The 11,899-nt window shown below is 35.5% G+C and carries 13 protein-coding genes and 1 pseudogene; 3 read left to right on the top strand and 11 right to left on the bottom strand.

Going from position 1 to position 11,899, the window contains the following annotated elements; all coding sequences use genetic code 11:
* Positions 1 to 217 (top strand): hypothetical protein (locus Q1A47_RS18270; RefSeq protein WP_299632647.1); only part of this gene is annotated, 217 nt, incomplete at its 5' end.
* 334 nt (positions 218 to 551) lie between these two features.
* On the opposite strand, the gene Q1A47_RS18265 is transcribed toward Q1A47_RS18270, so the two are convergent.
* The 6 genes from Q1A47_RS18265 to Q1A47_RS18240 form a co-directional block, all read right to left on the bottom strand.
* Entirely contained in the window at positions 552 to 1,190 is a 639-nt protein-coding gene (locus tag Q1A47_RS18265) for a hypothetical protein (protein ID WP_026680386.1), read from the bottom strand.
* Positions 1,190 to 2,230: an iron ABC transporter permease gene (locus Q1A47_RS18260; protein WP_166530725.1), complete on the bottom strand. Its 1,041-nt coding sequence runs from the start codon at positions 2,228 to 2,230 to the stop codon at positions 1,190 to 1,192. The genes Q1A47_RS18265 and Q1A47_RS18260 overlap by 1 nt, the downstream gene beginning before the upstream one ends.
* Positions 2,223 to 3,239: an iron ABC transporter permease gene (locus Q1A47_RS18255; protein ID WP_166530726.1), complete on the bottom strand. Its 1,017-nt coding sequence runs from the start codon at positions 3,237 to 3,239 to the stop codon at positions 2,223 to 2,225. Before Q1A47_RS18255 ends, Q1A47_RS18260 begins: the two co-directional genes overlap by 8 nt.
* A 54-nt stretch (positions 3,240 to 3,293) precedes the next feature.
* Positions 3,294 to 4,289 carry an ABC transporter substrate-binding protein gene (locus tag Q1A47_RS18250; RefSeq protein WP_166530727.1) on the bottom strand — a complete coding sequence of 332 codons (996 nt, stop codon included), beginning with the start codon at positions 4,287 to 4,289 and terminating at the stop codon, positions 3,294 to 3,296.
* A gap of 469 nt (positions 4,290 to 4,758) precedes the next feature.
* The gene (locus Q1A47_RS18245) at positions 4,759 to 5,505 is read right to left on the bottom strand and encodes an RQC-minor-1 family DNA-binding protein (protein WP_166530731.1); all 747 of its coding nucleotides are present in this window, start codon (positions 5,503 to 5,505) and stop codon (positions 4,759 to 4,761) included.
* On the bottom strand, positions 5,505 to 5,810 hold the full coding sequence (locus Q1A47_RS18240; protein ID WP_051388273.1) for a hypothetical protein: 306 nt from the start codon (positions 5,808 to 5,810) through the stop codon (positions 5,505 to 5,507). Before Q1A47_RS18240 ends, Q1A47_RS18245 begins: the two co-directional genes overlap by 1 nt.
* A gap of 892 nt (positions 5,811 to 6,702) precedes the next feature.
* Here Q1A47_RS18240 and Q1A47_RS18235 point away from each other — a divergent pair.
* Positions 6,703 to 6,930, top strand: a complete 228-nt coding sequence (locus tag Q1A47_RS18235; protein WP_228088997.1) for a helix-turn-helix domain-containing protein — start codon at positions 6,703 to 6,705, stop codon at positions 6,928 to 6,930.
* 91 nt (positions 6,931 to 7,021) lie between these two features.
* Here Q1A47_RS18235 and Q1A47_RS18230 read toward each other — a convergent pair whose 3' ends face one another.
* Positions 7,022 to 7,528, bottom strand: coding sequence for a hypothetical protein (locus Q1A47_RS18230; RefSeq protein WP_166530728.1), 507 nt, complete (start codon positions 7,526 to 7,528; stop codon positions 7,022 to 7,024).
* Between the two features lie 84 nt (positions 7,529 to 7,612).
* A complete protein-coding gene (locus Q1A47_RS18225; protein ID WP_166530729.1) occupies positions 7,613 to 8,053 on the bottom strand; it encodes a hypothetical protein in 441 nt (146 codons plus the stop codon).
* 831 nt (positions 8,054 to 8,884) lie between these two features.
* Here Q1A47_RS18225 and Q1A47_RS18215 point away from each other — a divergent pair.
* Positions 8,885 to 9,376: a hypothetical protein gene (locus Q1A47_RS18215; protein ID WP_166530730.1), complete on the top strand. Its 492-nt coding sequence runs from the start codon at positions 8,885 to 8,887 to the stop codon at positions 9,374 to 9,376.
* Between the two features lie 323 nt (positions 9,377 to 9,699).
* Here Q1A47_RS18215 and Q1A47_RS18210 read toward each other — a convergent pair.
* The 3 genes and pseudogenes from Q1A47_RS18210 to Q1A47_RS20945 all read right to left on the bottom strand — a co-directional run bounded on the left by Q1A47_RS18210 (position 9,700) and on the right by Q1A47_RS20945 (position 11,716).
* A pseudogene (locus tag Q1A47_RS18210) lies at positions 9,700 to 10,973 on the bottom strand (PBSX family phage terminase large subunit).
* Positions 10,963 to 11,340, bottom strand: a complete 378-nt coding sequence (locus Q1A47_RS20950) for a hypothetical protein (protein ID WP_308036077.1) — start codon at positions 11,338 to 11,340, stop codon at positions 10,963 to 10,965. The pseudogene Q1A47_RS18210 and the gene Q1A47_RS20950 overlap by 11 nt, the downstream one beginning before the upstream one ends.
* 94 nt (positions 11,341 to 11,434) lie before the next feature.
* On the bottom strand, positions 11,435 to 11,716 hold the full coding sequence (locus tag Q1A47_RS20945; protein WP_318279903.1) for a phage terminase small subunit-related protein: 282 nt from the start codon (positions 11,714 to 11,716) through the stop codon (positions 11,435 to 11,437).
* Between the last annotated feature and the right edge of the window lie 183 nt (positions 11,717 to 11,899).

Raw genomic sequence — 11,899 nt, 5'->3', positions numbered from 1 at the left:
AATATTAGGTTCTCTTTATTGCTTGATGTGGGGTCTTACTGCCAGTTATATGCGGGATAAAGTGAAACTTCAATCCGTGGGGTGGCGTATTATCCCCCACGGATTGTTAGGTGAACCAATCGGACATTTACTGGCAGTTGATCCCTACTCACCAATATTAGGTTCTCTTAATTGCTTGATGTGGGGTCTTACTGCCAGTTATATGCGGGATAAATAAAAGACTTTAGAAATTAACTATTTCTTAACCTCTAAAGCCACTAAATTCAACTATTATTTTATACACCTCATCATGTAACTTCACGATTATAGTAATCTCTACAAGCAAAGTCAATACACTGTAAAATTTTTAGATTAATAAGATATATAATCCATTGTCATTCCTATTAGCTATGCTTTTAAAAACAAGCTGAAATTGTATGCCTATTGGTGAATCACATGAAAATCAGCCTAACATTATATAAAATGAAACTTTAATCCGTGGGCTTTTGTTTATCTCCACGGATGGTAGTTAAACAAATTGGACATTTACTGCCGTCGATCCACCACTCTTCTTAAGACGAACAATTCTTATTATGAAGTGGACACACCAGACAGTGTGTGAGTGTTTCCTTCTTTTTTTCCAGCTTATGAAAGTAGCAGCACGTACGCCTTATTTTTTGTTCACTGAGAGAGTTGGGATTAGTCAGATAACTACTCATAGGATGATTCATACAATCAAAATAGCTTCCATCCAATTGATTCAATTCTCTAGCAAGTTCAATAATTCTTTGGCGATGATCGGGATATTTCTCCACTGCTTTTCTAAAGAAAGAGTTGAGCCGAACCGCTACATTTTCCCATAAAATAAAAAGAGGAATATTTGTCACCTGGTGAAACGCCTGCAACAATGGCAAGATATGATAAGCAAAAAGCCCCTCCCAAGCCTCCTGTCGTGAGTCAGTATATTTGACCTGTAGAGCATCTACCCTAATATCCAACTGCTCGCTAATGGTGCAAGAGGAAAGGGGAATGATTTTGGCTTGTTCTTCCCATAACATGGAATCCAATACCTGAGCTGGAAGAACCTGAGCGTACTTCTTCATCATCATTGACGCAGTAACCTTTAAGTTGGGAGCATAGATTCGCTGCATTTGATGATTTAAAAATTCAATACATTTTACCTCTTCCATTAATGCAAGAACAGGAATCATTAACGAAACCCCTTTCTATTGCGGTATAGTAAATAAATGAAAAATGGTACCCCAATCCCAGCTGTAAATACTCCAGCAGGAATATCCGATGGCAAAAAGGCCGTACGAGCTATGATATCAGCTCCCATCACTATTAACGATCCGATAAGCGCAGAACCAACTACTAAATTAGCAAACGATTTATGCAATATAATCCGAGCGATATGAGGAGCGATTAGCCCAACAAAAGCTATGCCACCTGCAAAAGAAACAGCAGCGCCAGCTAATGCAACACTCAAAGCAAGTAATAGAAAGCGGAAAAATTGAACTCGAACACCCATACCGATCGCTATATCGTCTCCTAATTGCTTGACATTTACAATCCCTGTAAAAAATAGCGAGAGAAAGATCAAGGTAAGGATAATGGGAAGGAGAATGATTACTTCCTGCCAATTGGCACCGTATAAACTTCCGGTTAACCATAGATATACTTTAGAAGCAATGGCAGACTCACTTGATACCATAAACATGGTCACTATGGCATTGGTCAATGCAGAAATGCCAATGCCAATAAGAATTAATCGCATGGGAGTCACCCCATTTGACCATGATAATAAATAGATAATAGCTGATGTAACTGCTGCTCCAATAATCGAAGCCAAGGGAAGCCAATTGACACTCATCTCACCCAGTAAAAAAACAATAAACAAAACCGCTCCTACAGACGCCCCTCCTGTTACTCCTACAATGTCCGGAGAACCTAGAGGATTACGAATCATCCCCTGTAGAATTAACCCGGAAACTCCAAGCCCTGCACCCACAAGGAAACCCATTATTACACGGGGCATTCGGAGTTCATGAAGTATAAAAGTATAATCGCTTTCACTAAAGAGCTCTTGAAAAACCGCTCCCACAGGAATATAACTGCTTCCTGCTGAAAGGCTTATGATAAAGAAAACTACCGTAAGCAATAATAAGCAAATCAAAATAAACAACGACTTTTTATGAAATTGCATTGAAATTTTATCATTTTTACTTCTGATTGTGTAAAAGTCACCCACTTTTCTTCACCCCTTTTCTAGCTATATAAATGAAAAATGGCGTTCCGAAAAGAGCCGTCATAACTCCTATAGGCATTTCCTGAGGGGCAATGACGAGTCGTGCTGCGATATCAGCACATAATAGCAAAGTAGCCCCGAATATACCACTGATCGGTAAAATCCATTGATAATTTGGTCCTGTGATTCCTTTAACAATGTGAGGTACAACCAGGCCAATAAACCCTATCGATCCTGCTATAGCTACAGAGCCTCCAGCTAAAAACACAATAATGATTCCGATTACCAATTTAACCAAATTGGTGTTTAGCCCAAGATTTTTAGCCACATCGTCACCAGACATAAGAATGTTCAGTGGCTTTCCAACCAATAACGAAATAATAATGGCTCCTAAGATAAAAGGAAGAACCGGTAGAAGAAGGCTTAATTCCCGACCCGCCACAGAACCAGCTAGCCAAAACAACACGCTTTGTATACGCTGTTCATCCAAAACGAGCATCCCTTGCGTGAATGAGATAAAAAGCGCGCTAATTGCAGCACCCGCTAAGACAATGCGAACTGGAGACAAGCCATCTTCCCCCATTGAACCTAGTAAATATACGATCGCCCCCGCAAGTCCAGCTCCTATAAAGCCAATCCACATATACCCGCTTAAGGATTCTACTGAAAAGAAGGTAGCTGAAGCGACGATAAAAAATAGTGCTCCTGCATTCACCCCAAAGATGTCAGGTGCTGCTAATGGGTTACGCGTCAATGCTTGCATAAGCGCTCCGGCAATGGATAGACTTGCTCCTATGGTAATAGCAATTAATGTTCGGGTTAAGCGCGACGTACGAATAATGACCTGATTTGTGTCGGAAGGGTCATAATGGAAGAAGGCGTCCCAAACTGTAGAGAGAGGTATAGAGGTTTTTCCTAAAAATATGCTTAAAAAAGATGCAATTACAAATAAAAGCAATAGAACAAGAAGCGTTATCCACCTTAAATGTCGATTGTTTATAAATTTGTTCATTATTTTTCTCCCCAAAGAAACAAAGATAGGAGAAATCCTCCTATCTTTCGTCATTTATTTTTCTAAATCAAACCTGTCATACAAATCGTCCAGCATTAAGTTTGCGGCTTGAATTCCACCGGACATGTTCCATATAACTTCATCGACCATATGAACCTCGTCATTGTTTACAGCGTCCAGATTCTGCCAAAGAGGGTGGTTCGTCCATTCTTTATAATTATCTTTAATCGCTGGGTCATCACTCATGAAAACATAGAAAACATCAGCGTTCATTTCATTAATACTTTCTTTATCGGTTAGCTTCATACCCCATTCATCTGATTGTTGATTCTCTGGTCTAGTGAAGCCTGCTTCTCTAAGAATCATTCCGGCAAAACTATCAAAATAAATACGAGCATGATCACTTCGGAAGTTCAAGATAGAAACATTTAGCGGCCACTCATCTCCTAACTTTTCGGCAGCTTTTTTATTGAAATCTTTAATCCGTTCATCCCAATTGGTCAAGATTTCATCTGATTTATCTTGCTTATTCAACGTTTCTCCCATTAATTTAACTGTTTCCTTAAATTCATAGACTTGATCAATGGCTACAGTGGGAGCAATTCTATTTAGTTTTTCATAGATTTCCTCATGTCGGAGTTTCGATGCAAAAATAACATCCGGTTTTAACTTCGCAATCTCCTCTAAATTTGGCTGTGTCTCTTCCCCCACTAATTTCGTTCCTTCTAGATCATCTCTAAGATACTTATAAATAGGTTTCTCTACCCAGGACTCAACGATTCCTACTGGATCCACCCCAAATACAATAGCGGTATCCGTTGCTCCTTGGTACAGCGTCACAACTTTTTCAGGGGTTCCCTTGATAGTTGTCGTCCCCATAGCGTGATCAATTTCCCGCTCTTTTGAATTCTCGCTTGAAGACTTCTCCCCTTCCTCAGACGAAGCGTTTTCTGAAGAAGTTTCTTCCGATCCACAAGCTACAAGCAGTGTAACCATAAGTACAACAAATAAAAGTAATCCCCATTTTTTATGTAATTGGTTATTTAGCATATGTATTCCCCTTTTTTGATAATGATAATCATTTTCATTTAATATTATAGTATTTCATATGATAACTCATGTCAACAATACAGTTAGGACTTTCCATCATTTAACTATAAGTAGAATTATAGAATTAAAAAGGAGCTTCTCAAAAGTTCAATAAACTAATCAGAAGCTCTCTACAATATAAAGTAAATCCTTTTTATTAAATAACAAAAGGTATGTTATTCAGGGGTTATCAAACAAACTCCTTCACATAGGGTTTCAGGCGTTATTACATCACCTGAATTTTTTGGAAAAATATTTTCTCGCTCGTTTGGGCATTTTAAAATCTCCTCGGCTTTTATTTGAGCCAAGTCTATCTGACCTTAACTAACTTGTCCAATTAGGTGTAACAGATTCATGTTAACTTTTTTAATTACATCCGAATATTCTTCATTTAAAAATTTCTTACTAAACTCACTTGTTAATAAGAGAATTAGATATCCTTTTCATTACGACACTTTTTACATCTTTTCGGGTATGAAAAGCCTTTTTTCTCATAAAATCGTTGCTCTCCCGTTGTAAAAGTAAATCTTACTCCACATATCCAGCATTTTAAAAGCAGGTCATGCGGCTCTAAGCCCTCTAGTGCTTCATTTATAGATTCTGTCCTTGCTTTTACAACTGAATGATCAATCGGCTCATTTCTATTTATTACATTTATAGTTGTTCGAATCTCAGCTCTTACCTTTTTATAATCAACTTTCTCCCATAATTCTAAATAAGGAATAAACGCTTGATCTCCGGACTCTTTAATCTTCTCAAGCAATAATAGAATCATTTTCCTATTCCGATCCTTTAAATAGCTCATATCAGGATTTTGTTTTCCCTGTTTGGCCCATTCCTTCCATTCATTTAAAAGTTCATCAGCATATTGATCGGACTCTATGTACCAACCCCGCTCCATGAAAACAATCATTGGAAATTTTCCGTCATACTCAATTTCTAGAAAATCATAATCAATCATCCAATCAATTTTTTTCATAATTTCATCTAGTTTCTCTGACTTAAAATAACCATAGACAGGACACCTATCCAACCCCAGTTGCAATACTTTCTTTTCCCGTGAACCCTTTAAGATTTTAGCAAGAAGTGTTCTTCCTCCTTTTGCAATAATTTCATCAGATGCTCTCAATATAACTTTTATCTCTTCATCAGATAATCGATTAATCTTAGATTTCATCAAAACGGTAAGTCCTCCTCATCCACCCAGCGTTTAGATACAATCGCATCTTCTTGCTTCATAGATTTTCTTAATGCTTTACTGAGAGCTGGGTTAACTGTTAGGCCCCTACCAAACATCTCCCCATAAAGATTACGAATCCATACTTTAACAGTTGCTTTCCTTTTTTGATTAGGGACTGGGATATTTTTAATTAAGCTCTTTGGTGTCATCCTCAACTCCTTGGTCATTTGTATATCAGTCTCATTCAAACGACATCGTGTTTTTGCCCCTTCCCAAGCTTGTGAATTCTTTTTTGTCGCCATCACCATATCCACACCTTTTTATCATTCTATAATTTCTGAGGATTACCATAAGTCCTGTATAATTGTGTGTATTTTTTACTTGAATCCCCTCTTCTATTTTGTTCTCTTTAGTGACAAGACTTCACATTAATTTTACTTTGTTTGAGTCATCTATAAAAGTCATGTATTCTTTTTTATATCGTTTTTCTTTCATCTTCAATTTTTTTGATATTTTCTTTTCGGCAATACACCACCAAAACAGCAAGTTACCCTCATTAAAGAAACCTTTTTAGCAAACTTTTATCATGTCGGATACTTGGTATACAGAAATCTACCTTCAGTATCTAATCTGTACATCGTATACGCAGCCAATTCATCCCACGACTAAAGTCACGAGCGTTCCCGGCTAAATTCTAAATTTTTTCACTGTTTTTTCTAAGAAAATTATAATTCCAACCTACTTCAAGCAGTGAATAGACAAAAAGAGACTTCTCAAGAGTTGAAACCCATTGAGAAATCTCTGTTACTTCATGTTAGTATTTTGTTAGCAAATAACTCAATAATCCTTATTTATCAAGAGTTTTGGAGCATGAATTACATCATGCCGCCCATAATTCAGATAAATATTCAGGATTTCATCAACATTCTATTTAATTATTTCAAGCGAAAAAACATCTAAAAATAGTTATGGGATTTCGTTTTATTTCGAAATTTTATCATTACTGGTGAGATTCCTGTGAGACCTCATAAAAACCTCACATGTTACAAGCTCCTAACATTACTTAAACTTCATTCTACACCTACATTATTATCATTGCATTATATGCTTTAACAATCTTAATCCATGTATTTAGAGTTATCTTGTTAATTATCTCCCATAAAAAGGAGCGATAGGACTTTATGAAATATCAGTTTGAATCAGTATGCCGACTTTCTTGATTTTTTAAATGAGAATTTACTTTCTACTGTTGAAACGGCTGAAATATTAGGAATATCTAAAGCTAGAGTTGGTCATCTAGTTAAATCTGGAAAGCTACAACCTGCAAAAAATCAACCTAAAACTTTTCTTAAAAACGTAGTATTAGCCAAAAAAGAGGAATTAGAAGAACTTAGAAGAAAATACAGACCCTATGATGAATAGCCCTCACTCTTGTGAGGGCTATTTTTTAGTCAATACATCAATAATTGTTTAGTATTGACCATTGGTTTACTGCATTTCTTTCCCATCTATACTAATCATTTTTCTTTTTGCTTGTTACATTATAAATATCTACTAGTAAAAGTAATATAACAAATGCACATGCTAGAATAATATTTGTATTGTAATTTAAAGAAAAGAACAAACCTATGGAAAGGAATATTAAAAATCTAATGATACTTATTGTTATAAGTAACATATAATTAATTCCAATTATGTATTTTATAATATTAAAAAAGAAATGATCTAATACTAAAGAATAACCAACTATAACTATTGAAATAAGCAACATTCTTTTAATATCTAAGTCTAAATTCAAGAGCGAGTTAGCAAATGTGGCAGACCCAAAAACAATAAAGATAAAAAACATTAATACAAGTGTCAAAATAAACGATATAGCTGAAGATGTTATAATTTTAATATAGAAAGGTTCCTGTTCCTGTTCCTTTTCCTCTTTTTTCGTTTGATACGTCATGAACCAAAAAAACACAACTGCTATCGGAACAAAAATAGAAAAGAAAAGAACTATGATTTTTATCATTTTTTCCTTTCCTCTCTTTTAATGAGTGTATGTACAAACATAACAACTTTTTTAATAGCTGTTATGTTTGTATTATAAGACCTATTATCCTAAAAAGAAAACTATAAATTTAGCAAGTAACGCTGCATCGTTAGGTGGTATACCAGCTTTAGCTAATGCAAGTGTTACATACGACTCACTAAAACTAGTTAGCTCACCAACTACTCCTGCCGCTTTATAGCCCCATTTCTCAATGGAAGCGCCAACTTTTTTCGCCCATTTAAAAGGTATTTTTTTTATAAGTTTACCTGCTGCTGATCCACCATGCTTTAGAGCTGCCTTCACCAATTGTGTTTTTATACCGTATGGCTGAACTTCTACATTCTCTGCCTGATTGGCATTTACATTTATTGAACTTGTATGCCTCTTAACGATGTTACTTTCACTTGTCTTTGTACGTGCATCAGCATAAACTGGCCCCACCATTGCAAAAACTAGCATAAAAGCAATAGTAACACTTATTGCTTTTACTAATGTTTTATTCATCTTTCTCCCCCCTCTTCACTGAACTCGAAAAACACTTCCCTATAATAACATACTTAAATAGTATAATATTCCATTTTTGTAAAAAATAATAATATAGTTCGAGAGTCTAATTAACTTTTTGTGCTAAAAGCACTAATTCCATTTAACCATTTTTATCTTTTAACCATTAAGCACCAACTCGCTTTCTAACTGATCCAGCTGAAAGGATATTATCTAACTTAAATGTTCTCACTTTTTTACGGTAGTAACAATAAGCCAGAATACTCTTTTCATTCACCTCAAGACACGAATATAACGCTCCGTAACATTGTTATTGCTATCTATATAAGAGTTAGGTAAATTTAAGTTTTTTTGGAAAATATTACATTTAAATGCAAGAAAAAATGATTTAATATAGAAATATATAAATAAGCCGTTTAAAAGGAGGAAAGAAGAAACTTACTGCCTTAACACTAGTTTCTATTTTCATCATTCAAACAATAAGTTTATTGGTTGATTTTCCTTGGAAAGGTATAATCATCTGGGGAATATCTGTTTTTCTTTTAGGTTTAGCCGCATATTTCACTAAATTCTTAGAAGAAAAAAATAAAGGGAATGAATAAAAATTATGAAGAAGTCGTTTTATATCTTAATGAGCTTTTTACTTATGTTTACTTTTACTAGTAATTCTTTTTTGGGGGCTCAGTCTGTCCAAGCAAGCACACAACAGGATATTGAAAATACTCTAAATGAAATGATGGGTAATCTAGAGAAAATTAACAGAGTTGATACAACAGAGGAACAAAAATTGATAAATAGGCACAAAATGATTTCTTAGAAGAAAAAATAAATTTGAATTCTGAAGGAGAATTAAATTTCGAAGAAGCTTTTGTTACTATTGATAACGAAAATCAGCAATACTTAGTTCGTATTCCTTTAAAAGGAAAGAATTTTGAACTTTTAAGTGGAGTTACTATTGTTTATGATAACGATTATACTTATGAATCCAAGGTAGAAACAATTGTTTATAAAAATAATAATGGACAAGGAATATTAATAACTTGGATCAATGACAAACTAGCACAAGAGGAAAGCGTAGAAATTGCAGATTATGAGGGTACGAGTACTGATGAATTACAATTAGCAAAATCTAATTTTAAATGCATGACTAATTGTTTATCAGACCAAGGACTGCCAACGTGGGCACTTGGATTGATTTCGGTAGCATGTGCAGCAGCTTGTGTGGGTACAGCTGGTTTAGGTTGTGTAGCTTGTATCCAAGGATTAGGATATTACGGTATATTCGTATATTGCGGAAACTCTTGTGGATTAACAGGAAAATAAAATTAACATAGGAGCGATTTTACTAAATCAGGCATTAATGCTATATGGGTGGAGTCCTTTACCCCTATTAAAGCTATCTAATTGGGTATCTATTGTTTTTAACGTTAGCAAATAAAGAAATACCCAATGGGCTTTGAGTATCGATGTTATTAGCAATATTAGGTTTGAAATACACAAATGAGTTTGCTTTCTTCTCCTTTTTAATAGGATATACTGCTTTTATTGCAACACCAGGGAAAAAATCATCAAAGCGACCTGTAATATTAACTCCTAATTCTCCTTTAGTATCACTAACATGTAAGGTGTTTTGAATAATTAGCGTGTCAGCTTCCCATGTATGCCATTCTAAATGTGTGTAATCTAGCCTCATCCAGCGCATGGTTCGAGTCATCTATTGGATTACCGTTATCGTCACGTACATACATGCCAATTTCTTTGATAAAGTTGTAATGATCATATTTATCTGTCTCCACTAAGAAAAATTGTTCATTAGTCATAGAGTTCTGGAATCGCTCTATACCAACCTCAATACCTCCACCCTGTTTTTTCGCATCTGTGGCGTTGTTATCTGCCCTTGCTGTATCAATTTGGATTTTATGAAGTTCTTCTCTTAATGATTTACAGGCAGGATCCACAAATATATCTTGATAGCGCATTTGATATTTATCGACACACCAATGAATAAACTCTTTAATCTCTTTGGCATAGGTACTCATGGCTTTTACTTGTCCTGTTTCAGCACCAGAATGATAGTAGTTAACTACCCGATTCAATCTAAATTTACCATCGTACAATGTAACAATATTACAGCTACATGAAGTAGTATCGGATTGCCCGCCATCAGCCTCAAAGTACATTTCATATGGTTTCCCTAGCAAAGCAGGAATCTGATTAATGGCTGGATTGAACATGGAATAGATAACGCCTTCAGGCATTACTCTTTTTCCAAACCAGTCACGATCAAGCAAATACGGATTCTTTTTAAGGGTTTCATAGATTTCTTGCTTTCGTTCTTCGCTAATTATTGGGTTATCTTCGATGGTCCAATGAGTCCATTGTGTATTTTGTACGTCGAATACTTCTTTAATAATGGATGATTAGGTGCAGGTGGATTAAGGTCTGCAATATGATATCTATCTTGTGCTGCCATTGTTCGTCTAAAACATTCCTGTATGAATGACATATGAAGTAAATTGATTTCCCCAAATGCCACAGAACCTAATGACATACCAGTAATAGCACCAACACTATTTGCTTTGGCTCCACCTTTGTAATAAACCTTTTTAACGCCTTTAGGAGTATGAATCTCTAAGTGATCCCCATGTTCATCATGTTTGATTTTTGCTAGATCACCGAATATATGCATTAACCCAGTTCTATCACCGTCAATAAATAGCCTGAAAGCTTGTTCCTGATTATAGGCACTAACTAAATGGTTTGTATCTCTTGAAATGGTATAAAGATACGCTAACCGAAAATGTACGCCTGTTGTCTTCCCTGATCGAGGCGTTCCCTCTTGCACTTCTAAACCAACATCAAACAGTTGCTTTACTAGCTGTTTTTGCTTAGGCGATAACTTTATTTTCTTATTCATCATCCGTCACCGCATCTATTAGAACATCTAACAAGCTAGTATCTTTCTTCTCGCCTTTAATAAGCTTAGTGCGTTCCTCGATGAACTCTGTTTCTTTCTTCGTTTTATCTATTGTTGTCTCTATTCGTTTAACCTCTAACAGCCTTTGATCATCGTAATCAGCCATTTCATAAAACTGTTTTAGCATGCTTCGCAATTCACCCATAGCACGACTTTGAGAATTTAAAAAATTCGCCTGTTTATCCCAAGCGAATTGCAACTCATATTCTTCTTCAATTGGAACCTGCTTTACTTCCTCACCCATAGGAATGACCTCGTACTTTGATTTCTTTAGTTCCTTTGTCAAATCATCCTTGTTCTCTACATGCATAATCTGTTCGCTCTCATAATTTGAGCGAACTGCATCTTAATGTTCATCCAAAGGATATCTAATGGAGAAATACTATCAATATCATTCACTATATCTAGCGTTTCTTCTGGTAGATATTGACAGCATTGCTATTGTTTTGTGGAGCGCCACCTTTATTGCCTAATGCGTTTTTGTTACTAGGTTGACCACCTTTTTTTGTGTGCACACTTTTTTCTTTGGGTGCACCCTTATTTCGTTCCCATCCATGCCTGTGTTTCCATGACTTTACTGTATTAATTGATACTCCATGTTTAGCAACAATGTCTTTATATTTCATGCCTTTTATATAATCTTTTTCAGCTAGTTTATGAGTTTCTGCAACTACATCATCACCCACCCCCATATATATATTCGAGTTGTTTTGTAAATATAAGGGGCTGGGACAAAACCCAGTAAAATAAAAAGTGGTACTCGCCAATAATTTGGTGAGTACCACTTTTTTAGAGATTTATGTACGCAAAAGGGATACCTTCTGGTAAAGTTAAAGTAATCACACCCAAACAGAACCGGAGGTATCCCT

The sequence above is a fragment of the uncultured Virgibacillus sp. genome, assembly GCF_947495635.1.
Taxonomy (GTDB): domain Bacteria; phylum Bacillota; class Bacilli; order Bacillales; family Amphibacillaceae; genus Virgibacillus; species Virgibacillus salarius.
This window is presented reverse-complemented; position numbering and strand designations above follow the sequence as displayed.